Here is a 23,268-nt window from a genome sequence, read left to right as displayed (position 1 = left end):
CATTCCGGGTCGCCCCCGCGACCTGCGGGACAAGCCGCGAACAACGTCGACGGCAGCATGAGTGACTATGAAGATTGGTGGACCCTGAGGATGACAACGCAGAGTAGCGCGGGCATCGTGGACCGGCCGGCGGGTACGGGCTCCGAAGGATTCGACCCCACCCTCGGCTCTGAACCGGGCATGGACACGCTGGACGAAATTTATGTCGGCGGGGTCTGGACCCGGGGCGCGGGGGCACTGATCGAGTCCGTCAATCCCGCAACGTCAGAGGTGTTCGCGACGCTCCATGGTGCCACCATTGACGATGTTGATCTAGCAGTTACGGCCGGCCTGGCGGCCATTGAAGAGTCCGGCTGGGCCCGTAGGCTGCCGCACGAACGCGCTGCTGTTCTGCACAGGATCGGTTCGGCTATCGAAGCCAATGCTGACCGCATCGCTATTCTTCAGACCCAGGACACCGGTAAAACCCTCAAAGAGACACGTGGGCTGGCAATGAGCGCTGCTGCCACCTTCCGTTTCACCGCGTCAGCCCTGGAAACTATGGAGGACGCGTTAACCCCGCCGCGGGGTGACTACCTGAGCATCTCCACCTATGAACATATCGGCGTGGTAGCTGCCATCACGCCATGGAACTCCCCGATCGCCAGCGACGCGCAAAAGGTTGCCCCGGCACTTGCTGCGGGCAACGCCGTCGTGATCAAACCGCCGGTCTGGGCCCCGTGGGTGTCGCTGCTGCTGGCACGGATCTGTGACGAGGCAGGATTGCCTTCGGGTCTGCTTTCGGTGCTTCCGGGCCCGGGACGGACCGTCGGGGATGCGCTGGCACGGCACAGGGATGTCGGCAAGGTCTCCTTCACCGGCGGCACCTCGACCGGCCGGCAGCTGGGCCGCATCGCGGCCGAGAAAATCATGCCGATCACGCTGGAACTGGGCGGAAAATCGCCAACCATCGTTTTTTCGGACGCGGACCTGGATCAAGCCGTCGCGGGGGTGCTCTACGGAATCTTTTCCTCAAGCGGACAGAGCTGCATCGCCGGTTCGCGGATATTTATCCAGCGGGCCATCTATGACACCGTCCTGGCGCGCTTGGTCGAGGGGGCCAAAGCCCTGCGGGTGGGTCCAGGAACCGAGGCGGGCACGCAGGTTGCACCGCTTGTTGCCCACGCCCATAGGGATTCCGTTGAAAAGATGGTTGAGGACGCACGGGCAGCCGGAGCACAGATCCTGTGCGGCGGCGCACGGCCGGTGGAGGCGGAACTACAGCAGGGCGCCTACTACCTGCCCACCATCATTGCCGGTGTGACCAACTCCGACCTGATCTGCCAGGAGGAGATCTTCGGTCCTGTGGCAGTGGTTCTTCCCTTTGATGATGAAGCTGATCTGCTCGCCCAGGCCAACGACAGTGTGTTTGGCCTGGCCTGCGGCATCTGGACGGCAGACTACCGGCGGGCCTGGCGCATTGCGCGCGCAGTTGCTGCGGGCACTGTCTGGATCAACACGTACAAGCAGTTCAGCATTGCCACCCCCTTTAGCGGGATCAAGGAAAGCGGTCTGGGAACCGAAAAAGGCAGGGACGGCATCCGCTCCTACATGCGCCAAAAGAGCATCTACGTGGATCTTTCCGGTGCCCCGTTGCCATGGGCCGGCGCATGAGACCTGCAGCATATTCCAATCCATCCCCGATGAAAGGCAAGTCAGTGAGTGCTCACCCCTACAGTCCGGCATATCAGGCCGGAGGTTTCGGCTTTGTGTCCGGGGCGTTGTCCGTTGATGAAAACTACGAGCCCGTCAGTGGTCGACTCGAAGCCATTGAGGCCGCTGCAACCAGGCTCTCGGAGCGGTTGGCGACCATCGGCATGTCCGTGCAGGACATCGTCAAGACCACCTACTTCGTCACGGACCTGACCCTGCGCGAAGAAGCGAACAGCCACTATGAGCAACTCTTCAGTGCTCCCCGGCCAGCCCGGACCTTCGTGGAAGTTTCTGCGCTGCCATACGGTGCCACGGTGGAAATTGAAGCCATCGCGCACCGTGGCCAGGAGTGAACCATGACTACCGCCATTTTGAACACACGGGGACCGGAAGAATCACCCCGGCCGGTTCCCGCCAATGAACGGGCAGTAGCCGGGGAGCCCCCCGCACGGACCCTGAGAGTACAGCAAAAGACCTGGGAAGCGGACGGGGCTACCAGTGTCACGTTCACTGATCCGTCCGGGGCGAAATTGCCGCAATGGCAGCCAGGTTCGCACCTGAGCCTTCATCTGCCCAACGGGCTCATACGTGAGTACTCGCTGTGCTCGAATCCGCTGGATTCGACCAGCTGGACAGTAGCTGTGCTGCGGACGCCTGATTCACGAGGCGGCAGCCAACTGGTCCACGAGGGTTTGCCGGTGGGATCGCTCCTTAAGGTTGAAGGCCCGCGCAATAACTTCGCGCTCGAAGACGCCGGACGCTACGCGCTCGTGGCCGGCGGAATCGGCATCACCCCGATCATCTCCATGGCACGAGAACTTCAGGCGGCAGGGGCGGACTGGTCGCTGCTCTACACCGGCCGGTCCCGGGCCACTATGGCCTTTCTGCCTGAGATCGTGGCCCTTCCGCAGGACCGGATTACCATCCACGCCGATGACGAGGCCAACGGCAGTTACCCTGACCTGGCAGCCGCCGTCGGAACCCTGAACCCGGATGCGCTGGTCTACGCCTGCGGTCCGGAACCACTGCTGAAGGCTGTTGCCGGGGCCATGCAGGACGAAGCCCAGCTTCGGATCGAGCGGTTCAAGGCACCGGAGAAGGTTATCGTCGCGGAGCAGAGCGAATCAGCGTTTGACGTGGTGTGCAACAGCACCGGCCAACGCATCCCTGTGGCGCCTGATGTATCTGTCCTTGATGCTCTCAACAACGCCGGTGTTGACGTTCCCAGCTCATGTGCTGAGGGAATCTGCGGTACGTGCGAAACCCGTGTCATCAGCGGCGAGGTGGAACACCGTGATTTTCTCCTCAGCCAGGCTGAGCAGGCCGCGAACAAGTCCATGTTCGTCTGCGTCTCGCGTTGCCGTTCGGCCGAACTGATTCTTGATCTTTAAACCTCGAAAAGTAAGAAGGTAGCCCCATGAATTTCTTTGCAGCCGAGCCTGTCTGTAAGTTGCGATCTCTTCGGTCAGTGTCCTTGAAGGTACCGGAAACGGCGCGTGCCAAGGATTTCTATCACGAGGTTTGGGGCCTTTCCACCGTTGAGGAGGACAGTGACCGCTTCTGGCTTCGCGGAACCGGCTCGGAGCACCACATTCTGAAGCTGGAAAAGGGCCAGCAGAACGCCCTTGGCGGCGTGGCCTTCGCCCTCGCTACGCCCCAGGAGGTGGACCAGGCCGCACTTAAGCTCACCGCTCTGGGTATTCCCCTCTTCCGCGAGCCAGGACCATTGGACGACGCTGCAGGCGGTTACGGCCTGCAGCTGGTTGACCCCGAGGGAAGACTTGTTGAACTTTCCGCTGATGTTCATGCCGTCCTCAACCAAGAGCCTGCGGGGCGGCGGGCGATCCCCCGCAAGATCGCCCACGTCGTGCTGAACACTATTGACATTGACCGGGCTACGGCCTTCTACACCCAAGTTTTGGGGATGCGGGTCTCGGACTGGTCCGAGCATCAGATGTCATTTCTTCGGTGCAATTCAGAGCACCATGTCATCGCCTTCAATCAGGCCCCCTGGACAGCGGTCAACCATGTCGCGTACGAAATGCAGAGCATCGACCATTTCATGCGCGGCATCGGGTCCCTCAAAACCCACGGTATTGCCCCCCAGTGGGGTCCGGGCCGCCACGGTCCCGGGGATAACACCTTCTCCTACTTCACCGACCCTTCAGGCCTTGTTTGTGAGTACACCTCTGAAGTGGCGCAGGTTGATGAAGACAGCTGGCTGTGCCGTACGTGGAAGCGGACTCCCGAGCTGTCGGACCAGTGGGGAACTGCCGGGCCGCCCACGGTTGATGTTCGCACCGCTATGGCCGGAATCCCCGATGACGGCTACCGCTCGCTGGTTGTTCCGGGTAGCGCCGATTACTTCACTGTCCCCTCGGTAGATGCGGCAACCCATGCAGCAGCCCACTGAGGTGGCTACCGCCATCCGAAACCTGGACGGCCGTATTTCCCTCCACGGCGTATCGCTGGTGGTCCGCGGCGAAGGAGCGCCTGTCTTCCTGATGCATGGCATCGGGGGAAATGCCTCATCCTGCGGGGCGTTGGCGCAACTGCTCAGTGAGGCCGGCTACCGCACGTTCTGCTGGGATGCGCCCGGCTACGGGGAATCTGCGGATCCGCGGGGCCCGGTGGACCACTCCGGTCTCGTCCTGCAGATCTTGGCTTCCCTCGCCGTCGGACCCGCCCACCTGATTGGGACCTCGTGGGGAGGAGTTATCGCCACCAAAGCGGCAGCGCAATTACCGGATGCTGTCCGCTCTCTGGTTCTGGCGGACAGCACCCGGGGTTCGGCTGTTACCGGGGATTCGGCGGACAGGATGCTGGCGCGCATCCCGGAACTGGCCGAAATGGGGCCAGAAGCCTTTGCCGGTCGACGGGCTTCCCGGCTGCTCTCGCCAGCAGCGGATGCTGTCACGGCCGCGGCGGTCAGGTCCGAGATGGCCGCGGTCCGCCTGCCCGGGTATACCGCCGCAGCGACGATGATGGCAGCCACCGACACGTCGGATGTGTTGCCGTCTCTGCAGGTACCGTCACTGGTCCTGGTCGGCGAAGACGATGTAGTTACTGGCGTGGCAGAATCCAGGGTCCTCGCCGAATCCATACCAAATGCCTCGTTAGAAGTCATTCCGCGTGCAGGCCATGCCGCAGTGCAGGAGAAGCCTGCAGAGATGGCGTCATCGATTCTTGAGTTCTGGAAAGGGCTGTCATGACACGGTTGATAGTAATCACCGGCTCCGGCCGCGGACTGGGGTTCAGTATTGCCGAACGGCTGGCGGCCGACGGTGACCGCGTCGTCATCGCCGAGAAGAACGCCGAGCTCGCCGAACAGGCAGCCGCGACGCTGCGGGGACGCGGACTCGATGCCACGGCAATCATTACCGACATCGCCGACAAGGCCTCCGTCGCGGCCTTGGCCGACGCCGTCTGGAAGCTAGGCGGCGCAGATGGGCTGGTCAACAATGCCGCCCTCGCCGACGGAGTCGGCGGCTACGCATTCTGGGACCTTGACGAGGATTTCTTCCAGCGGGTCATGACAGTCAACGCCTACGGTACCTGGCTCGTGAGCAAGCACCTCTATCCACACTTAGCGAAAAAGCAGACGGGCTCCATCGTCAATATCGCGTCCGATGCCGCCCTGTACGGGTCTCCCCGCCTTGTCCACTACGTCGGCTCCAAAGGTGCGGTCCTGGCGATGACCCGGACCATGGCCCGCGACGCGGGAGCAGCCGGGATCCGCGTCAACGCCGTCGCCCCAGGCCTGACCAGGGTCGAAGCAACCGAGTCCGTTCCGTCCTCCCGCTATCAGCTTTATGAGGACAACAGGGTACTCACACGGGACCAGGTACCCGAGGACGTCTCCGGCGTGGTCCAATTCCTGCTCTCCGACGCGGCGGCGTTCATCACAGGTCAAAACATCGTTGTGGACGGCGGCTTTGTTATGGGGCACTAAGGCGGCCTTCGCCGACCTAAGAACATCCCCTTCCGAAAACTACCCCATGATGCCGACCACCGGCTAACGATCAAGGAGATTCCAGATGGACCTGCAACTCAAGGACCGCACCGTCGTCGTGACAGGCGCGAGTTCCGGTGTCGGCCTGGCCACCGCCCGCTACCTGCTCGCGGAAGGCGCCAAAGTAGCTGCTTGCGCCCGTGATGCCGGGCGCCTCGCCGCAGCCTTCGATCAATTTGCCTGGGCCGACAAGAACTCCATCTACCTCGCCTCCTGCGACGTCACTGACCGCCAGGCGACGGACGCATTCGTCGCCGGCACGCTGGATAGCTTTGGCACCGTGGATGGGCTGGTCTGCAATGCCGGCCGTTCCCTCATGGCCACGTTGGATGAGACGACTGACGAACAGTTCCGCGACGAATTCGACCTCAAGATATTCGGCGTTTTGAACATGGTGCGATCCGCTCGTGCCGCACTTGCCGCATCGGCGCAGGGCTCGGTGGTCAACGTGAATGCCATCCTGTCCCGCCAGCCCGAGCTGCGCCTGGCAGCTACTTCGGCCGCCCGCGCCGGGTTGCTGAACTTGTCCCATTCGATCGCAGATGATCTCGCCGGGGACGGTACCCGGGTCAACTCGGTGCTGCTGGGACTGATCGACACCGGCCAGTGGCGCCGGCGATTTGAGAATTCCGGCAGCGGGCTGGACTTCACGGACTGGAGCGCCGAGATCACGAAAGACCGGGGGGTAAAGCTGGGCCGTTTCGGCACTGCCGAAGAAGTCGCCTTCCACATTCTCACCCTTCTATCCCCGCTTAGCGGCTATACAACGGGAGCCACGATCGACGTCGGCGGCGGTGTTGGCCGCTATGTGTAAGGCGCCTGCCAATCCGGCTTCCGCTGCACGGCCTCCCCGGCGGACCCGGCCCTGATCTACGAAAGAGATAAGACATGTCACAGGAACAAGCAACAGAAATACCCCGGGATCCTACGGGCGGGGACATCCTCGTCCGCGTCATGCGCAGGCACGGCATTGACACCGCTTTCGGGGTGATCAGCATCCACAACCTGCCCCTGGTCGAGGCCGTGGACCGGGAACTGAACTTTGTAGCAGTCCGCCACGAAGCCGCCGCAGTTAATGCGGCCGACGCTTACGCGCGCGCTTCGGGTAAGTTCGGTGTGGCCCTGACCAGCACCGGCACCGGGGCGGGCAATGCAGCCGGCTCCATGGTTGAGGCACTGACGGCGGGCAGCAGGGTGCTGCACATCACGGGCCAGATCGACAGCGAATACCTCGGAAGCAACCGGGGAGTGATCCATGAGGTCCCTCGCCAGCTGCAGATGCTTCAAGCAGTATCCGGTTACGCACGGACGATCTTCAACGAGAAAGATGCGGAGGCGGATCTGGAGGAGGCTATTGCGCACCTGCTCACTCTTCCGCACACACCAGCCAGCCTGGAATGGCCCATCGATCTGCAATACCTGGCCCTCCCGGAAGACCAGCGCCCGGCCGACACTCCCAGCCCGGCCGCTGTCTCCTTCGATCATGACGCCGTGGCTGAAGCCGTGAAATTGCTCTCTCAAGCCAAAAGACCCCTCATCTGGGCAGGCGGTGGAGCCGCCGGCGCCGGTACCGCCCTGGCTGAGCTGCTGCACCGCCTCGGGGCCGGGCTGCTGACCAGCAACTCGGGCAGGGGCGTAGTACCCGAAGACGACGATCAGGTGATCGGAAACTTCGCCACCACGCCCGAGGCCGCCGCGCTCATTGCGGATGCGGACCTGCTGCTGAGTGTTGGAACGCATTTTCGTTCCAACGAAACGAAACACTACTCAATGACCTTGCCCAGGCCGCACATCCAGCTTGATATTGATCCTGCCGCCATCGGCCGGGTTTACCCGGCTGATGTCGGGCTGGAGGGTGATTCACGGATCCTGCTCGAAGAGATCGTTAAGAAACTCCCCGCGCACAGCGTCGAAGCAGGCTGGACCGAGCGGGTCCGCGCGACCCGCCGCAGTGTCCGGGCCGCCCTGACCGAATACATCGGCGGGTATGCCGAGATCTGCGAAAGCCTTCGCCGCCGGCTTGACCGTGAATCAGTGATCGCCCGCGACGTGACGATCCCCTCCAGCCAATGGGGCAACCGCCTGCTGGAAATTTACTCGCGGGAGACGAACATTTTCCCGCTCGGCGGCGGCATTGGCCAGGGACTTGCGATGGGTATCGGTGCCGCCTGCTCCCGGCCCGGAATCCCGACGGCGGTGATCGTCGGTGACGGCGGACTGGCGGTCCACCTCGGTGAGCTTGCCTCCCTGGGCGGGTCGGGTGCCTGGTGCGTAGTGCTGGTCTTCAATGACAGCGGCTACGGGGTCCTTCGGAACATGCAAAAAGCCAACGGCTTCGCCGAAGCCGGCGTGGACCTTTACACACCGGACTTCGATTTGTTGGCCCAATCACTTCGCCTGCCGTTTTGGCGGGTCCGTGGTTCCGGGCAGTTCGACCAGGCCCTGGCAGAAGCGCTGGCAGTTCCGGGACCGGCAGTTATCGAAATTGATGTCACCGCCCTGGACCCAGCCCCGGGAGCCTTTGTGCCGCCGGTGCATATCCCCAGCCGGAACCACTAGACGCACGAGGAGGAAATTATGGAACCGACAGAAACTCTAACCTGGGACGGCCCGGAACTGGAAGCAGGGCAGATCCGGCATCGCGTCGTCTGTCTTCACAACGGCACCGGAGCCGGAGAGTGGTTCGCGCATCAGATAGCCGCCTACGACGCCGTGGCCTGGGACGTTCCGGACGGTGTCATTCCGGACGCCGCTGGCTCACCAGACCAGATTGAGGCATGGGTGACAACTGCTGCGGCAGCGCTGCGGGACGGCGGGGTCACCCCGGTGCACCTAGTGGCCTCCGGCCGTGCCGTCTACGGCACGATCGTGCTCGCCGGCCGTTATCCCGAGCTGGTCAAAAGCATGATTCTTGGCGACCCGGAAGTTGACATCTCCATCGAGGGATATGCCCGTTCGCTCCAACTCGTTCAGGCCCCATCGCTGGTTATCGCCGCCGCGCCGCACGCGGACACAGATATTAACGAGCCCCAGAGCATCGCCGGCGGCATCGACAATGGCGTCTTCGTCATTATCGAAAATACCGCCGTCCCCGCACACCGAACAAGGGCTGACTCTTTCAACGAGTGGGCCACATCATTCATGACCATCGCCGAAGGCCTGCACACCTTCGCCGAATCAGAGGAGGACTTCCGTGCCTGAACAGTACCTAGAACCGAATCAGGCCCGCACCGGGCCTGCGACTCCCTACGAGAAGAAACTCGCCGGGGCACTCAGCGAGATCTTCGCCGGCGGCTCAAAAGATCTGCCAGGAGTGGTTGCAGGTTTGAACGGCCTCGGTCTAAATGCTCCGGATGGCAGCTCGTGGGACGAAGCCCGTTTCCGCGCCGAAATGCGACGATTGGGAGAATAAGAAATGACAACTACAACACAAACCGCACGTCCCACCAGCGGCAAGAGCAGGACAAAAAACGTCGTCGGCGTCCGCCACGAAGTCGATGCCAAGGAACTGGCAGCGATGGGCCTGCGGGACCGCTGGTACCCCATCTACCCCTCCCGCTTTGTCGGCGTTGGGGACATGGTCAAGGTCAAGCGCCTGGGCGTGGACTGGCTGCTGTTTCGCGATGCCACCGGACGTATTCGCATGCTAGAGGACCGCTGCCCCCACCGCAGCGCCCCCCTCTCAGTCGGTCAGCACCTCGGAGACCGCGTGGCCTGCAAATATCACGGAGTGCAGGTCGATGGAAACGGTACGGTAATTTCCGTTCCTGGCATGCCCGGATGTGCCCTCGAAGGCCGAACCGTTACCACGTCGCTGGCAGTTGCAGAAGCAGCCGACACCATCTTTGCGTTCATGCCACTGACAGCTGACTCCGAGGTAACGGAGTTCAAGCTGCCGGACCGCTTGGCCAATCCGGAAGTTTCCTGGTTCTCGAACTTCGCGGAATGGAAGGGGCCCTGGCGCTTCTACATGGACAACGTCCTGGATCCGATGCACGGCGCTTTCCTCCACCGCGACTCACACTCCATGTTCGGCGGAGACACCAGCGCCCGCTTCCGCATCCGCGAAACTGATCGCGGCTTCTTCTTTGAGAAGACAGACCAGCGCGGCGTGAACTTCGACTGGGTCGAATACTGCCGCGAAGCTATGGACTACGTCGATCTGGAAATCCCCTATGCCGAGTCTGCAGGGCCCGGCGGGAATTTTGGCATCGTCGGTATGGCCACTCCCATTGATGCAAACAACTCGGCAATTTTCCACTGGCGTACCCGCACCGTCTCCGACTGGGAGCGGGACGTCTGGCGGTTCATGTACAAGGCGACACTTGAGGAAAAGCACTGGGCAGTCCTCGAACAGGACCGCGAAGTCCTCGAAGCACTCGCCGCAGACGCCGACAAAGATGAACATCTCTACCAGCATGACCTTGGCGTCGCACGGATCAGGCGCATATACGAAGCCGACGCAGAAAAGCAGGCCGCCGTCCTCAGAGGGGAAGGCCTGTAACGGAGGACTCCATGCTGCTGGACGGTGGAAATCGAAGCACAAGGGATTATCGGGGCTGCCCACCAGTGGGATTTGCGTCAGATGCCCTGGATGCGCGGTCCGGGTGGATACGTCTCTTCCAGTTCTGACCCTCCGAATGCCGGATTGTAGTTGGCAATCCGACATTCGGAGGGAACCGACCTTCTCTCCTACTAAGGCGCTGTAAAGCGCGTGAAAGCACCGGTAGTTCAGAGTGGTATTCGAGTTAGCACTAATGCCTCCGAGCGTGACGAGAATATTCTCGTCACTGTGCTTCATGAACCCTCTGTGCGAGCGGAACTAACTACCTACTCTCAAGACTCGAAGGACATTATGAAGTCAGCACGCACCTGCCGGGTCGGAGTCATCGGTTACGGCGCCATCGGAGTACCCGTCGTTGCTGGGATTACTACGGGACGGGTCACAGGGGCTGTCTTGGAAGGGATCATCTCCCGGAGCCCGCTAAGGAGTGCTCCGGCGAAGCAGTTGGACCTGACGGAGGCTCTGGAAAGCTGCGACTTGCTAGTTGAATGTGCAGGTCAGGAAGCACTCGTCGAGCACGCCGAGGTTGTGCTCCGGGCGGGTGTTGACCTGCTCGTGACGTCTATTGGTGCCCTGGCAGATAGAGAATTCTCAAAGCAGCTCAATGCCGCCGGGCCGGGGCGGCTCTTCCTGACATCTGGCGCAGTTGGCGGCCTCGACCTTTTGTCCTCAGGCGCCCGTGCGGGAGGCTATGACAGAGTCACGATTACGACGACGAAGTTGCCGGGCTCCCTTGTCCAGCCCTGGATGAACGAGGCCTTGGTTGAGGAGATACGCAATGCTCGTGGCCCACTGGACGTTTATGAAGGATCGGCCGCTGAAGCCGCGCTGTTGTTCCCCAAGTCTCTAAACGCTGGCGCCGCCGTTGCCATCGCTGTTAACAACTGGGACGCTGTGACGGTCAGAGTACGGGCAGACCCCGCAGCGGAACTGACCAGCCACGTCATCGAAGCTTCTGGAACCATCGGGGAATATCGATTCGAAATCCGCAACAAGCCTTCTGAGGACAATCCGAGGACAAGCGGTGTAGTGCCGTTCGCCGTACTACGATCCCTGGAATCCATTATCGGTGGCCGGGGTGGACTGATATGAGTGCAGGAACCGCCTCGAATTACTGCCCTCCTCGCAGCGGGCAGTAAGTCTTCGCGCCAGAAGCGTGCCAGTTAGCGCTGGCAGAAGAATTTGGAATGTTTCAGGAGCCTTGGCCAACCGCTTCCGTCGCATTTACATCAAATGCGACCACCGATGCCTCTGCCTTCTTAAGCAGCGCTGCGAGTTGATCGAGTTCCGATAGTGTCAGACCGCTCAACATCTGACGTTGCTTGTCTAAATGCTTTCCGAGTGCCTCATCGATAACAGCCTTGCCATGTGCGGTCAGCTGGGCATAGACAACCCGACGGTCTTCGCGGGTCCGAACTCTCTCAATGAGGTTCTGCTCCTCCATCCTGTCCAACCGGAAAGTAATGCCACCGGTCGTGAGCATGGAGGAGGTCGCGAGCTCTCCGGCAGTCTTCCGGTGCGGTGGCCCGGAGCGGCGCAGGTTGGCCAGGACGTCGAAGGACGCAAGTGTCAGCCCGTACTCATCAAAGTAGGAACTTTCGACAGCGCGGACCTGATTGGCCAGCCGCAAGAGCCGCCCGAGGACGCCAATGGAGCTCGCATCCAAGTCCGGCCGTTCACGCAGCCAATCCGCCAGAATGCGGTCAATAGCGTCGTCTTCAGTCGTATCGTCAGGCATGGCCCTGTCCTTTAGATGTAGGTGATGCATCTTAACATTGAGCTTTTAAGCAATCAACTAACTCAGTCTAGTTCCACTCAGGGTCTTGATACTTGATCCAATCTACCTTAGTGTTGAGATAGTTAGAGTTGAGGGAGTTGCTCCTTAGCTTTGCTACCAGTTTTTGGTTTACATCGACCCAGTCCGAGAGGTTTAACAATGAGCGAAACCGTAAGTGCACCGACAATAGATCTTGAAGAGCTCATCGATTCGTCTATCGCGTCCCGTGAGAGCCGCGTCGTTGACTTTGACACTCTGAAGTTCCAGACGAAAATGGGAGACAAATTCCGGCGTGGCCAGGTCCGCTACATCGGCTCTGGCGCTACCGGGGACCACTCGGACGACAACAACATCCTCCAGGCCGAGCACTTCACGTTCTCTAACATGGTTCTGCCGGCCGGGTGCGTAGGACCGGAGCACACTCACCCCGACGTCGAAGAGGTGTTCTTTGTCCTCGAGGGGCAGGTGGAGTTCTGCGTCCACGATGTCGAGGACGGCACAAAGACGGCCAGTCGCGTTTTGGGCTACCGCGACCTCATTCGTGTTCCTGCAGGCGTTCCCCGGAGCCTTCGCACTGTCAGCGAAGATGATGCGCTGATCTGCGTAATCATCGGTGCGAAAAAGCCGGAGATTCCCTTCTACCCGCCGACATCCGAGATGCACGGAGTCACTCGCTAGAAATGTTCTCCGAGAAGCGCGGGTACCAGCTAGAGCTGGTACCCGCGCTTCTTGGTGCAGCTGTCGATGACCAACGCCCGCTCGATGGACAGACTGCACCGCGCGACCCCCTGAACGTCGCTAACACCGGATCGGGCTCTGCAAATTCAGGCCTCGATCACGAGATCCTAAAGCCCGGGAACCATCTCAGCTTGCGGGTGGGTCAGAAGTCCTGAGCGGCATGGTGGACGCGGTGATCCCAGATTAATCCGGCTTTGGATCTGGGCTGACAGTGGCATGGGCCGACGCATGATTGACGCCGGCAATTTGGCTACCATCGGAGCGGAGATCAGTAACTGAATCAAATCCGGGACCTCGGACGACGCTGCCGAGAAGTGCGATATCGCCTTCACATTGTTCGCGCGAGGATGAGGGCCAGATACGCCTCCGGGGATACGTCCGCTATTGGCCCTGTTCAGGGAGTTCGGAAAGGAGTCGAGCCCGCCGCGCAGGAAGCCTACCCACACGCAGCGGCCGCCATCGTGGACGGCCTCTTGAAGCCATACGGACACCAACGGAGCCATAGCCGGATTCATCTTCCTAGGCATCCTCTTTGTCCTGGCCCTCCTCTGGGGTCAAGGGATTCCGAACTTCGTGACTTCCTGCTCGGAGAACTCCCCCACACGGGTGAAGATGGCCCCGCGCAGGTCCCGGCCCACACCCATGGCCGCCTTCGCCCCGAAGTACACGGCAATCACGGCGCAGATGATCTGCAGCAGCGTGATGCCCAGCATCAGGCCGCCCAGGCTGAGGATGACGCCGGTGTCCCCCTTGGCCACGCCCTCATCGATGATGTCCGCGTTCAGGGTGGGCAGGTACAGCGACGCGATGGACTGCGCCAGCTGGAAAATCACGACGGCGATCAGCAGCTGCCGGTGCGGCCGCAGGTATTCAACAAGCAGTTTCCAGAGCAATGCGGCCCCAAAGGTTCTGTCCCGCTGGTGTTCGAGCTGGAGGTGGTGCGAAGGTCAGTTTACGTCCGGAGGCTGGGATTCATCCGGGGAGCCGGTGGAGAAAATGGGCCGGTTCTCCGAGAGCGTATTAGCGCAGACAGCGGTCTTCCGGGTCGATGGCGGTCATGATGCGGCGGCTGATTTCGCGGACTTGTTTGAGTTGGGCCTTGGTCAGCGGGTCAAAGACGAGGCTGCGGACGGTCTCGACGTGGCCGGGCGCGGTTGCAACGACCTTTTCCCAGCCATCGTCGGTGAGGGTGGCCAGTGTGTACCTGCCATCGGCGGGGTCGGGGGCCCTGCGGAGCCAGCCTCTCTTCTCCAATTTTGCCACCACCTGGGACAGCCTCGGGAGCATAGCTTCGGCCATCACGGCCAGCTCGCTCATCCTCAGCGTGCGTTCCGGGGACTCGGACAGAACAGACATGACAACGTACTCAAAATGGCTGATGCCGGCATCCCGCTGAAGCTGCGCATCCAGCGCACCCGGCAGGCGAAAGACAACGCTGCCGAGGGCAATCCAGACCGCCTGTTCTTCCTCGCTCAGCCAGCGTGGCTCGCTCGCAGGACGGGGAGCCGCCGACTGCTCCTTGGCTTCGACACTGAGTGACCTTTCCATGTCAGCCATGCTACAGGGTTCACTTCATTCATGAAGTCTCTGGTCAAGAAATTCACTTGCATCTTGAAGTCATTGGTTCTACTGTTGAGTTCAAGGTTGAAGTGAGAGCCGGAAGTCGCAGCACTTCGATCGCGAACATCATCCACCCTCACACCAAATAGGAATCATCATGAACATCGCCCTCTGGATTGTCGCTTCTGCCCTTGCCCTGGCCTTCCTGGCCGCGGGTTTGATGAAGATCTCCCAGCCGCAGGAGAAGCTCGCCGCTTCGGGCATGGGCTGGGCGGAAGACTTCAATTCCGGCGCCGTAAAAGCCATCGGCCTAGCTGAAGTCCTCGGCGCCCTGGGCCTGATCCTGCCGGCAGTCACGGGTATCGCCACTTTCCTCGTACCTGTCGCCGCCACCGGCCTGGCCGTCGTGATGGTCGGCGCCATCATCACCCACATCAAGCGCGGCGAGAAGCAGGCGGTTGTCATCAACGCCGTCCTGGGCGCGTTGGCACTCTTCGTCGCCGTCGGCCGCTTTGGCCCCGTCCCGTTCTAACCCGACACCGCCCGGCATACCAGCGCTACATCCCCGCCACGGACAAACAGGATCCTGAAAGGAAACAGCCATGACAACCCAGCATGACCCGTTCCACCCTGCAGTCCCCGCGGGTGCCTATGACAACCTGCTCGCCCACGCCCTGCCCCGGGCGCGGGCACAAAAAACCTGGGAACCCGAAGACGGGCCGCTGCCGGCACTGTTCGTCAGCCACGGTGCCCCGCCCACCCTGGATGACCCGCAATGGCTTGACGACCTTTTCACCTGGTCACAGAGCATGCCCAAGCCACGGGCCATCGTCGTCGTCTCAGCACATTGGGAAAACGCCCCGCTGGCCATCTCCGGCGCAGCTGCGGGCACTCCCCTCTACTACGACTTCGGCGGCTTCCACCCGCGCTATTACACCCTCCAATACGCCACACCGGATGCCACCCATCTGGCCCGGCGCATCGCCGCCACCCTGAGTGACACCACCACGGTGCACCACTACGCCGACAGGGGCCTCGACCACGGCGCCTTTATCCCGCTGATGGCCATGTACCCCGCCGCCGACGTCCCCGTCGTGCAGCTCAGCATGCCCAGCCTGGACCCCGAAGCCTTGCTGAAGCTGGGTCAGCGGCTACGCCAGCTCCGTAATGAAGGCATCCTCATCATCGGCTCCGGATTCATGACCCACAGTTTCGCCATCATGCGGAACCCCGCCCTCGTCGGCCACACAAAGGCCTTTGACGAATGGGCGGCCGATGCACTCTCCCATGGCGATATCGACGCGTTGACCGATTATCGCAATAAGGGTCCCGGCGTTGAGGTCGCACACCCCACCGCCGACCACTTCGTCCCCCTGCTCCTCACTCTCGGGGCAGGTTCAAAGCTCGGAGCGCCCGCCACCACAGCAATCGACCGCCTATGGTTCGGCAACTCCATCCGGTCACTCCAAGTCGCCTAAGACTTTGGAACCGCAGTGCAGCGGACGACGGCGGGACGTCCCGCCGTCGTCCGCGCATCGCGGATTGACGGTAGCTGTTGATCTTCAGCCGCACTCAGGATCAGCCGAAGAGTCCTACCGATCGTCGACGCGAAGGTGCTACAGAAGAAGACCACACGGCCGGGAAGCCCCGTTCATCGAACTGGAGTACTTTTCTTCGGGCTCAGGAGGACCTCGGCCTGTCTCCTGATGTCCTGCAGAAGGTCGTCGACGGTGCTGCCGATATTGACGGTTGCCGCCATGCTGACAAACATAATGGCGGAGATGATGTGCGCCTGGGCCGCGGCCTCGGGTTCGCCGACGCTTTCATCGCGCCGCAGGATCGCGACGATGGCTTCCTCAGTTTGACCCGTCAGGGCGAGTGCGTCCCGGTGGTGAGGTTCTTCGGGATCCCCGAAGATCATTTCCCGCAAGTAGGTCCGTCCGTTGTCAATCTGGGTGCGGTTGCATTCCACGACGGGCCGCACGATTGCCATCACGGCATCAAGGACTTCGGGGATACCCGCGGCCGCCGCCCGGCCGCGTACCAGCGCGTCGACATAGCTGGAGTTCTGAACGAGAAGGAGGAGCTCGCCCTTGGTCTTGGCGTAGAGGAACAGCGTGCCGGTGCCGATGTCGGCCCTATCGGCGATCTGCTGCGTGGTGACGTCGTCGACGCCATGCGTTGAGAAGAGTTCCCTGGCCGCAGCGGTGATGCGGTCAAGCTTCTCCTGCTTGTTGCGTTCGCGCCGGCCGAGGGACTTGGATGCGAGCGACATGGTGACCTTCCCGGGAATAAACTCTGACTACACTCAGTTATGAACGCAGTCACTAATGCTGCTGCTCAGATACTGCTCTCATCTTCGCATGGCCTCTGAACACGGCTTCATCGCAACGAAAGAAGACACCATGCCCTCACTTAAAGGATCCATCGTCCTCGTAACCGGTGCGAACGGAGGCATTGGAACGGAGTTCGTTCACGACGCCCTCGCCCGCGGCGCAAGCAAGGTGTACGCCACAGCCCGGTCTCCCCGCAACTGGGAGGACGAGCGCATCGTCCCGCTCACCCTCGATGTCACGGACCCGGCCTCCATACAGGCAGCGGTCGAGGCCGCCGGGGACATCACGGTGTTGATCAACAACGCCGGAGCCTCCGTGGCCAGCAGTGGCATTCTCACCCACACCATTGAAGAAATCCGAACCAACGTCGAGACGAACTTCCTCGGCCCATTGTTCCTCACCCGGGCATTCGCTCCGACCCTGTCAGCGAGGGAAGAGTCTGCGATCATCAACATCCACTCCGCCCTGAGCTGGTACGCCGTCGCCGGCATCTACAGCGCCACCAAGGCCGCCCTCTGGTCGGCCACCAACTCACTGCGCCTGGAACTCGCCCCCGCAGGCGTCCACGTTGTGGGCGTACACGTCGGCTATGTCGACACCGCGATGGCTGCTCACGCCACTGGCCCAAAAATGCAGCCAGCCGAGCTGGCCAGGGCGGTCTTCGATGCTGTCGAGGCCGGCGAGTACGAGGTCATCGCTGACGAAACAACTGCGACAGTCAAAGCAGGGCTGAGCGGTCCAGTTGAAACGCTCTACCCCGAGCTGCGCAGCACGATCGTCTGAAGCAGCGCCCACACCTGACGCGGGGCGGAACCTGCATGGGCCGGGATGGGGAATCCCACGCCGATGCAGGTTCCTCCTTGCTCAGCGGTCCAGAAACTCCACCGCCGCCGGGGCGAACTTGTCGTGGAACTGAAAGATACCGCCGTGGCCGGAACCCGGGTAGATGATCAGCTCGGAGCCGTTGATGCGGCGGTGCAGATCATGAGAGAGGATCGAGGGCACCATCCGGTCGTTGTCCCCGTTGGCGATCAGGGTGGGCTGGGTGATCTTCGACAGATTAGCCGGCGTCCCGCGCCCCCACTTCCTGATGGCTTTCAACTGGGTCTGGAACGCCTTGACCTTGATCGGCGCGTCGCGGTCGGCGGTTCGCTCCCCGAGTCGCTTCACGAATGCTTTACCGGCTTGCTTGCCCGCGGTGTCGCGGTTGAAGAACAGGAATTCCTTGGGGTCGGACCGGGTCAGGGCCGCGCGGAGCATGTCGTAGTAGGTGGTCCCGGCGACCTTGTCCATGTCCTTGCCGCCCCTGGGGCCGGTGCCGGTGAGGACGAGCTTGCGGACGAGGTCGGGGTGCTTGAGCACCAGGTCCTGGGCAACCATGCCGCCGAGGGAGAAGGAGAAGATGTCGATCTTGTCGAATCCGAGCGCCTTGATGAAGGTGTAGGCGTCGTCGGCCATCGCCTCGATGCTGTCGGGCACCCGGCCGGTCGAGGCGCCCACACCCTGGTTGTCGAACGTGATGACGTGGTGGTTTTTTGCGATGGGGTCGATGATGCGTGGATCCCAGTTATCCAAGGTCGCGGCGAGATGGACGAAGAAGATGACGGGAATGCCACCCTTGGGTCCAAGCTCGCGGTAGGCGTAGGTGACGCCGCCGGCGCTGATGGCGCTGGCCGGCGCTTTGGCGTAGGACATAACTACGGGTTCGTTCAAGGGCTCGTGCGCGTTCATGACGGTTCTCCTGTGAAGTTGGTTGGTAGTCGCCTGGTGAAGATGGTGTCGGTGCCTTGGTTGTCCTCAGGGGTTGCTGATGACGGCCTTGCCACGGATGCCGCCCTTTTCCAGACCCTCGAGGGCCTCGATGGTCTGGCCGAAAGGGAAAACGCGGCCGACGACGGGGCGGAGCGCGCCGCCGTCGATCAGTGCGGTGATCTGGCGCAGCTGGTCGCCGCTGGCGCGCATGAACAGGAACTCGTAACTGACGCCGAGCTTCCTGGCCTGCCGGCGGATCCCTGCGCTGAGGCCGCTGATCGCCAGGCGGAGCACCGGGTTCAGGCCGGCTTCGCGGGCAAATGCCGGGTCCGGAGGCCCGGCAATGCCGATCGCTTTGCCGCCAGGCTTGAGCACGCGCAGGGACTTCTCGAGATTTCCGCCGCCCAGGCTGTCCAGCACCAAGTCGTAGCCGCTCAGGAGCTGTTCGAAGTCTTGGCTGCGGTAGTCAATGACGGTGTCTGCGCCGAGCTCGCGCACGAAGTCCATGTTTGAGGCACTTGCTGTGGTCGCGACGGTTGCGCCGAGGTGCTTGGCGAGCTGGATCGCGGTCGATCCGACTCCCCCGGCGCCGGCGTGGATGAGGACCTTCTGGCCGGGCCCCACGTTGCCGCGCTCAACAAGCGCCTGCCACGCGGTCAGCGCGACTAGTGGAAGCGAGCCCGCCTCCTCCATGCTGATTGAAGCCGGTTTCAGCGCCAGATCGGCCTCGGCGATGGCGATTCGCTCGGCGAACGTGCCGATGCGGTCCTGGCCGGGGCGTGCGTAAACCTCGTCGCCAGGCTTGAACGCGCGTACCTTCGAACCGACACGGATGACGGTTCCCGCGACATCATTTCCGGCGATCAAAGGAAGCCGGTACGGCAGGATCTGCTTGAACTCGCCCGCCCGGATCTTCTCATCGAGCACATTGAGGCCCGCGGCCTGCACCTGCACCAGCACATCCCGCTCCCCCACTGTGGGCTCAGGAACATTCGATTCCTGCAGTGCGCCCTTGTACTTTGTGACGACGAACGCTCTCATGGTTCCGACTCCCTCTTGGTGATGTTGCACCACTCCATTACTGACTGAACTCAATTCTGAGTCCAGTCAGTAATATTGTCAAGGGAACCTACCCCTACCCAACATCCGACGTAGGCGTCAGCCGGTCCGGGTGAAGCGGTAGAGAACCACCTGGTCGGGGTGGATCCGCGGGGATGCGACACCGACCTTTGACAGCACCCTGCCGGGCAAGCTGGCTCCGGGAAAGATCGCGTCATCCTGGGCGGCTCGCCGCAGGGGGCGGGTTCAATCGCCTGGCCGGCGGCTGTCGGCCGGCCCCACCACTCGGGCGGCAGAAGCCCCGAGGGTGTGGTCCCGCGAAGGTCAGATTACGCCCGGAGGCTGGGATTCCGCCCGGCCCATAGAAGAGATTCAAAAAGGATCCGCTAAAACGCTTGATCACGACGGCGCCAACATTTATCTTTAGCTTGATCAAACGCTTAAGCAGGATCGGGCATCAAAGTTGATGCCTGCAGCTACCACCCTTTGCGAGGAAGCAAACATGACCCATGATTTTTCTCGGCGCCACGTCCTGCAAGGCACAGGAGCAGGAGCACTCGCCCTGTTCATGAGCAGCGGCATGCCCATCACGGCCGCCCAGGCCCAGGGATCACTGCGTGCCGTCTACCACCTGACCCCGCCGTCCGGCTGGCTCTGCGACCCGCAGCGCCCGGTGTATGCCAACGGCGCCCACCACCTCTACTACCTGCACTCCGGGCAGAACAACGGCCCCGGCGGATGGGACCACGCCACAACCACCGACGGGGTGACCTTCACCCATCACGGCGTCGCACTGCCGCTGCAGCCAGACTTTCCCGTGTGGTCGGGCTCGGCAGTCGTCGACACGTCAAACACTGCGGGCTTCGGCGCAGGGGCCATCGTGGCGCTCGCGACGCAGCCCACCGGCAACATCCGCAAGTACCAGGAGCAGTACCTGTACTGGTCAACCGACGGCGGTTACACCTTCACGGCCCTCCCCAATCCGGTGATCTTCAATTCCGACGGCCGGACCGCGACGACACCGGCGGAGATCGAGAACGCGGAATGGTTCCGCGACCCGAAGATCCACTGGGATGCGGCGCGCAGCGAGTGGGTGTGCGTAATCGGCCGAGCCCGATACGCAGCGTTCTACACCTCACCGAATCTGCGCGACTGGCAGCTGAAACGCAACTTCGACTACCCGAATCACGCGCTTGGCGGCATCGAGTGCCCCGACCTTTTCCAAATGACCGCCAATGACGGCACACGGCACTGGGTGCTCGGCGCAAGCATGGACGCCTACAGCGTCGGCCTGCCAATGACCTTCGCCTACTGGACAGGCGCGTGGGATGGCGAACAATTTATCACCAACAACCTCGACCCGCAGTCGCTCGATTGGGGCTGGGACTGGTACGCCGCCGTGACCTGGCCGGCGGTCGATGCACCGGACGAGCGACGGTACGCGGTGGCCTGGATGAACAACTGGAAGTACGCCGCGCGCGATGTTCCCACCGATGCCTCCGACGGGTACAACGGCCAGAACTCGATCGTGCGCGAGCTGCGCCTGGAGCGTCAGCCAGAAGGCTGGTACAGCCTACTCAGCGCCCCTGTCGGGGCGCTCTCAAACTACGTCAGCTCGACAACCGTGCTGCCCGACCGCACCGTGAACGGCAGCGCCGTGCTGCCGTGGAGCGGCAGCGCCTACGAACTCGAACTCGACATCTCGTGGGATGCGGCCGCGAACGTCGGCGTATCGGTGGGGCGCTCCGCCAACGGCACGCGCCACACGAACGTCGGCAAGTACGTTGACGAGGTCTACGTCGACCGCGCCCCTTCGGACCAGGGCGGCTTCTCGCTCGTGCCGTACACTCGTGCGGCGGCGCCCATCGACGCCGCCGCACGCTCAGTGCACCTGCGCATTTTCGTCGACAAACAGAGCGTCGAAGTCTTCGTTAATGCCGGGCAAACGGTGCTCTCGCAGCAGGTGCACTTCGCAGACGGCGACACCGGAATCTCGCTGTACGCCGACGGCGGCCCTGCGACCTTCTCCGGAATCACCATCCGCGAATTCAGTTAGGACCTGAACCAGACTGCCGGCCCTCAGGAGCTTCCTGTCGGCCGGCAGTGCTGTTTCGTCCGAAGCTTCTGGAACCGGGTACGTGGGAAGTATGAGGCTGCTTCCGCGCTGTCCGCATCTTCCGGATTAAGACCAGCGAAAGAATAAACCTAAACTTTGCTAAAACGCTTGATCAGGTTTCCGATTAGGGCTAGATTACAAGTGATCAAACGTTTTAGCAGAAATGGACATCAGTGCCGATGAAACGCTCAGTTTTCTTCCAGCCCTCCGATGGATGGGTTGGCGATCTTATCCCCTTCGAGAAGGACGGGGAGTTCTGGCTCTTCTACCTTCACGAGGTCCGCTCAGACCCGAAGCCGGGGACCTCGTGGAACCTGGTCACCACCAAAGACCTCACGCAGTTTGCGGACCAGGGTGTTTCGCTCCACCACGGAAGCGACACCGACCTGGACTTCAACGCTTACACGGGCAGCGTCGTCGTCGATGAAAGCGGCAACCACCGCCTGTTCTACACGGGACAGAACCCACGGAACCTCGGACCGGACGGCGTTCCCCTGCAACTGGTCATGCAGGCCACCAGCACCGATGGCATGCAGACCTGGGTGAAGCACCCCGAGCTCACTTTCGGCGCCCCGGACGGCTATGAGTCCGGGGACTGGCGGGATCCGTTCGTCTTCCGGGATGAGGCGGCAGGCCAGTGGCGGATGCTGCTGGCGGCACGACACTCCACAGGACCTGAACGCCGCCGCGGCGTCATTGCGCAGTGCGTGTCCGATGACCTGGTGAACTGGCGGCACACCGAACCGTTCTGGGATCCGCGCCGCTACATCACGCATGAATGCCCGGATGTCTTCGCGTGGGGTGACTGGTGGTACATGGTCTACTCGGAGTTCTCCGAATCGTTCACCACCCGGTACCGTATGGCCAAGAGCCCCGACGGCCCGTGGACGGTACCGGACCTGGACAGCATCGACGGGCGCGCCTACTACGCCTCAAAGACCGCGGAGCGGGACGGGCGCCGCTTCTTTTTCGGCTGGATCGCCAGCAAGGAAGGCAACAGCGACGACGGACCCTGGCAGTGGGCAGGCACGATGTCCGTCCTGGAAGCCCGCCAAAATGCGGACGGAACGCTCGGGTTCGCCTTCGCCAACGAACTGGTGGACAGCTTCTGGGAGGACGTCCCGGTGTCTCTGGCGCACGAACTGCCCACCCGGCTCAACGTCCCGGACGGATACACCGCGGTCGTCTCGGAGGAAGAACTGCCCAGCCAGTTTTACGCGAAAGCAGTGCTGGACATTGCCCCCGGGACAACGGAATGCGGTCTGCTGCTGCGCTCAGGGCCAGACGGTGACCAGTCCTACGTGCTGCGCCTGGAACCGAAGCGCGGCAGGCTCGTCTTCGACCGATGGCCAAGGACCAGCACCGGAGACGCGCAATGGCATGTCTCCGGCGACATTCCGTTCCACATCGAGTTGGAACGCCCGTGCGACCTTTCCCCCGGCGAACACACCCTGGAAGTCATCGTCGACGGCGACATCTGCGTTGCCGTCCTGGACCGGCAGGTGGCCCTCAGCACCAGGATCTACGACTTGCCCGCGGGGCGGATCGGCGTTTTCGCCGGCGAAGGATCCGTCACCGTCACTGAACTTCAAATACGTCAGCGCACCGACAACTAAATACACACCACCCTCACCTCCGTTCCAATCAAAGGAGATTGCCCTC

General features: G+C 62.1%; 23 protein-coding genes and 1 pseudogene. 18 read left to right on the top strand and 6 right to left on the bottom strand.

Annotation, left to right across the window (positions count from 1 at the left end; genetic code table 11):
• Window positions 1–90 precede the first annotated feature (90 nt).
• The 12 genes from MUN23_RS10970 (at window position 91) to MUN23_RS10915 (ending at window position 11,360) form a co-directional block, all read left to right on the top strand.
• Window positions 91–1,653, top strand: coding sequence for an aldehyde dehydrogenase (locus tag MUN23_RS10970; RefSeq protein ID WP_371876018.1), 1,563 nt, complete (start codon window positions 91–93; stop codon window positions 1,651–1,653).
• Between the two features lie 44 nt (window positions 1,654–1,697).
• Window positions 1,698–2,045 (top strand): RidA family protein, encoded by a 348-nt coding sequence (locus MUN23_RS10965; protein ID WP_248763852.1) that lies wholly within the window; start codon window positions 1,698–1,700, stop codon window positions 2,043–2,045.
• Window positions 2,046–2,048: 3 nt separating this feature from the next.
• Window positions 2,049–3,083 carry a PDR/VanB family oxidoreductase gene (locus MUN23_RS10960; protein ID WP_248763851.1) on the top strand — a complete coding sequence of 345 codons (1,035 nt, stop codon included), beginning with the start codon at window positions 2,049–2,051 and terminating at the stop codon, window positions 3,081–3,083.
• A gap of 26 nt (window positions 3,084–3,109) precedes the next feature.
• Window positions 3,110–4,105: a VOC family protein gene (locus tag MUN23_RS10955; RefSeq protein WP_371876017.1), complete on the top strand. Its 996-nt coding sequence runs from the start codon at window positions 3,110–3,112 to the stop codon at window positions 4,103–4,105.
• Window positions 4,089–4,904 (top strand): alpha/beta fold hydrolase, encoded by an 816-nt coding sequence (locus MUN23_RS10950; RefSeq protein ID WP_248763849.1) that lies wholly within the window; start codon window positions 4,089–4,091, stop codon window positions 4,902–4,904. The genes MUN23_RS10955 and MUN23_RS10950 overlap by 17 nt, the downstream gene beginning before the upstream one ends.
• Window positions 4,901–5,644: a 3-oxoacyl-ACP reductase family protein gene (locus MUN23_RS10945; RefSeq protein ID WP_248763848.1), complete on the top strand. Its 744-nt coding sequence runs from the start codon at window positions 4,901–4,903 to the stop codon at window positions 5,642–5,644. The genes MUN23_RS10950 and MUN23_RS10945 overlap by 4 nt, the downstream gene beginning before the upstream one ends.
• A gap of 85 nt (window positions 5,645–5,729) precedes the next feature.
• Window positions 5,730–6,518, top strand: a complete 789-nt coding sequence (locus MUN23_RS10940; protein ID WP_248763847.1) for an SDR family oxidoreductase — start codon at window positions 5,730–5,732, stop codon at window positions 6,516–6,518.
• A gap of 74 nt (window positions 6,519–6,592) precedes the next feature.
• Window positions 6,593–8,263, top strand: a complete 1,671-nt coding sequence (locus MUN23_RS10935; RefSeq protein ID WP_248763846.1) for a thiamine pyrophosphate-binding protein — start codon at window positions 6,593–6,595, stop codon at window positions 8,261–8,263.
• 18 nt (window positions 8,264–8,281) lie between these two features.
• Window positions 8,282–8,905, top strand: a complete 624-nt coding sequence (locus MUN23_RS10930) for an alpha/beta fold hydrolase (protein WP_248763845.1) — start codon at window positions 8,282–8,284, stop codon at window positions 8,903–8,905.
• The gene (locus tag MUN23_RS10925) at window positions 8,898–9,116 is read left to right on the top strand and encodes a recombinase-like helix-turn-helix domain-containing protein (RefSeq protein WP_248763844.1); all 219 of its coding nucleotides are present in this window, start codon (window positions 8,898–8,900) and stop codon (window positions 9,114–9,116) included. The genes MUN23_RS10930 and MUN23_RS10925 overlap by 8 nt, the downstream gene beginning before the upstream one ends.
• A 3-nt stretch (window positions 9,117–9,119) precedes the next feature.
• Window positions 9,120–10,208, top strand: a complete 1,089-nt coding sequence (locus MUN23_RS10920) for a Rieske 2Fe-2S domain-containing protein (protein WP_248763843.1) — start codon at window positions 9,120–9,122, stop codon at window positions 10,206–10,208.
• A gap of 210 nt (window positions 10,209–10,418) precedes the next feature.
• A complete protein-coding gene (locus MUN23_RS10915) occupies window positions 10,419–11,360 on the top strand; it encodes an aspartate dehydrogenase domain-containing protein (protein WP_248763842.1) in 942 nt (313 codons plus the stop codon).
• Window positions 11,361–11,460: 100 nt separating this feature from the next.
• Here the strand turns inward: MUN23_RS10915 and MUN23_RS10910 are convergent, their stop codons facing one another.
• Window positions 11,461–12,006: a MarR family winged helix-turn-helix transcriptional regulator gene (locus MUN23_RS10910; RefSeq protein ID WP_248763841.1), complete on the bottom strand. Its 546-nt coding sequence runs from the start codon at window positions 12,004–12,006 to the stop codon at window positions 11,461–11,463.
• 198 nt (window positions 12,007–12,204) lie between these two features.
• Between MUN23_RS10910 and MUN23_RS10905 the strand changes: the two genes are divergently transcribed.
• Window positions 12,205–12,723 (top strand): cupin domain-containing protein, encoded by a 519-nt coding sequence (locus tag MUN23_RS10905; protein WP_248763840.1) that lies wholly within the window; start codon window positions 12,205–12,207, stop codon window positions 12,721–12,723.
• A gap of 617 nt (window positions 12,724–13,340) precedes the next feature.
• Here the strand turns inward: MUN23_RS10905 and MUN23_RS10900 are convergent.
• Together MUN23_RS10900 and MUN23_RS10895 are read right to left on the bottom strand one after the other, a co-directional pair.
• A pseudogene (locus MUN23_RS10900) lies at window positions 13,341–13,676 on the bottom strand (ABC transporter transmembrane domain-containing protein); the annotation flags it as partial.
• 127 nt (window positions 13,677–13,803) lie between these two features.
• On the bottom strand, window positions 13,804–14,331 hold the full coding sequence (locus MUN23_RS10895; protein ID WP_248763839.1) for a MarR family winged helix-turn-helix transcriptional regulator: 528 nt from the start codon (window positions 14,329–14,331) through the stop codon (window positions 13,804–13,806).
• Between the two features lie 169 nt (window positions 14,332–14,500).
• On the opposite strand from MUN23_RS10895, the gene MUN23_RS10890 reads away from it, so the two are divergent.
• Complete coding sequence (locus tag MUN23_RS10890; protein ID WP_248763838.1) at window positions 14,501–14,875, top strand: DoxX family protein; 375 nt, start codon at window positions 14,501–14,503, stop codon at window positions 14,873–14,875.
• Between the two features lie 70 nt (window positions 14,876–14,945).
• Entirely contained in the window at window positions 14,946–15,821 is an 876-nt protein-coding gene (locus MUN23_RS10885; RefSeq protein ID WP_248763837.1) for a class III extradiol ring-cleavage dioxygenase, read from the top strand.
• 173 nt (window positions 15,822–15,994) lie between these two features.
• Here the strand turns inward: MUN23_RS10885 and MUN23_RS10880 are convergent, their stop codons facing one another.
• Window positions 15,995–16,618 carry a TetR/AcrR family transcriptional regulator gene (locus tag MUN23_RS10880; protein WP_248763836.1) on the bottom strand — a complete coding sequence of 208 codons (624 nt, stop codon included), beginning with the start codon at window positions 16,616–16,618 and terminating at the stop codon, window positions 15,995–15,997.
• 130 nt (window positions 16,619–16,748) lie between these two features.
• Between MUN23_RS10880 and MUN23_RS10875 the strand changes: the two genes are divergently transcribed.
• Window positions 16,749–17,462 (top strand): SDR family oxidoreductase, encoded by a 714-nt coding sequence (locus MUN23_RS10875; RefSeq protein WP_248764055.1) that lies wholly within the window; start codon window positions 16,749–16,751, stop codon window positions 17,460–17,462.
• Window positions 17,463–17,543: 81 nt separating this feature from the next.
• Here MUN23_RS10875 and MUN23_RS10870 read toward each other — a convergent pair whose 3' ends face one another.
• Window positions 17,544–18,410, bottom strand: a complete 867-nt coding sequence (locus MUN23_RS10870) for an alpha/beta fold hydrolase (RefSeq protein ID WP_248763835.1) — start codon at window positions 18,408–18,410, stop codon at window positions 17,544–17,546.
• Window positions 18,411–18,476: 66 nt separating this feature from the next.
• A complete protein-coding gene (locus MUN23_RS10865) occupies window positions 18,477–19,472 on the bottom strand; it encodes an NADP-dependent oxidoreductase (RefSeq protein ID WP_248763834.1) in 996 nt (331 codons plus the stop codon).
• 520 nt (window positions 19,473–19,992) lie between these two features.
• Here MUN23_RS10865 and MUN23_RS10860 point away from each other — a divergent pair.
• On the top strand, window positions 19,993–21,546 hold the full coding sequence (locus tag MUN23_RS10860) for a glycoside hydrolase family 32 protein (protein WP_248763833.1): 1,554 nt from the start codon (window positions 19,993–19,995) through the stop codon (window positions 21,544–21,546).
• A gap of 239 nt (window positions 21,547–21,785) precedes the next feature.
• On the top strand, window positions 21,786–23,222 hold the full coding sequence (locus MUN23_RS10855; protein ID WP_248763832.1) for a GH32 C-terminal domain-containing protein: 1,437 nt from the start codon (window positions 21,786–21,788) through the stop codon (window positions 23,220–23,222).
• Window positions 23,223–23,268: the final 46 nt, after the last annotated feature.

The organism is Pseudarthrobacter sp. SSS035 (genome assembly GCF_023273875.1).
In the GTDB taxonomy this organism is placed as follows: Bacteria; Actinomycetota; Actinomycetes; order Actinomycetales; family Micrococcaceae; genus Arthrobacter.
This window is presented reverse-complemented; position numbering and strand designations above follow the sequence as displayed.

Bases quoted from the DNA above. Each gene is read 5' to 3' on its own strand.
- MUN23_RS10875 (WP_248764055.1), top strand. From the start codon at position 16,749: ATGCCCTCACTTAAAGGATCCATCGTCCTCGTAACCGGTGCGAACGGA.
- MUN23_RS10905 (WP_248763840.1), top strand. From the start codon at position 12,205: ATGAGCGAAACCGTAAGTGCACCGACAATAGATCTTGAAGAGCTCATC.
- MUN23_RS10860 (WP_248763833.1), top strand. From the start codon at position 19,993: ATGACCCATGATTTTTCTCGGCGCCACGTCCTGCAAGGCACAGGAGCA.
- MUN23_RS10960 (WP_248763851.1), top strand. From the start codon at position 2,049: ATGACTACCGCCATTTTGAACACACGGGGACCGGAAGAATCACCCCGG.
- MUN23_RS10895 (WP_248763839.1), bottom strand. From the start codon at position 14,331: ATGGAAAGGTCACTCAGTGTCGAAGCCAAGGAGCAGTCGGCGGCTCCC.
- MUN23_RS10880 (WP_248763836.1), bottom strand. From the start codon at position 16,618: ATGTCGCTCGCATCCAAGTCCCTCGGCCGGCGCGAACGCAACAAGCAG.
- MUN23_RS10945 (WP_248763848.1), top strand. From the start codon at position 4,901: ATGACACGGTTGATAGTAATCACCGGCTCCGGCCGCGGACTGGGGTTC.
- MUN23_RS10935 (WP_248763846.1), top strand. From the start codon at position 6,593: ATGTCACAGGAACAAGCAACAGAAATACCCCGGGATCCTACGGGCGGG.
- MUN23_RS10890 (WP_248763838.1), top strand. From the start codon at position 14,501: ATGAACATCGCCCTCTGGATTGTCGCTTCTGCCCTTGCCCTGGCCTTC.
- MUN23_RS10865 (WP_248763834.1), bottom strand. From the start codon at position 19,472: ATGAGAGCGTTCGTCGTCACAAAGTACAAGGGCGCACTGCAGGAATCG.
- MUN23_RS10910 (WP_248763841.1), bottom strand. From the start codon at position 12,006: ATGCCTGACGATACGACTGAAGACGACGCTATTGACCGCATTCTGGCG.
- MUN23_RS10920 (WP_248763843.1), top strand. From the start codon at position 9,120: ATGACAACTACAACACAAACCGCACGTCCCACCAGCGGCAAGAGCAGG.
- MUN23_RS10930 (WP_248763845.1), top strand. From the start codon at position 8,282: ATGGAACCGACAGAAACTCTAACCTGGGACGGCCCGGAACTGGAAGCA.
- MUN23_RS10955 (WP_371876017.1), top strand. From the start codon at position 3,110: ATGAATTTCTTTGCAGCCGAGCCTGTCTGTAAGTTGCGATCTCTTCGG.
- MUN23_RS10950 (WP_248763849.1), top strand. From the start codon at position 4,089: ATGCAGCAGCCCACTGAGGTGGCTACCGCCATCCGAAACCTGGACGGC.
- MUN23_RS10885 (WP_248763837.1), top strand. From the start codon at position 14,946: ATGACAACCCAGCATGACCCGTTCCACCCTGCAGTCCCCGCGGGTGCC.
- MUN23_RS10970 (WP_371876018.1), top strand. From the start codon at position 91: ATGACAACGCAGAGTAGCGCGGGCATCGTGGACCGGCCGGCGGGTACG.
- MUN23_RS10855 (WP_248763832.1), top strand. From the start codon at position 21,786: ATGAAACGCTCAGTTTTCTTCCAGCCCTCCGATGGATGGGTTGGCGAT.
- MUN23_RS10940 (WP_248763847.1), top strand. From the start codon at position 5,730: ATGGACCTGCAACTCAAGGACCGCACCGTCGTCGTGACAGGCGCGAGT.
- MUN23_RS10870 (WP_248763835.1), bottom strand. From the start codon at position 18,410: ATGAACGCGCACGAGCCCTTGAACGAACCCGTAGTTATGTCCTACGCC.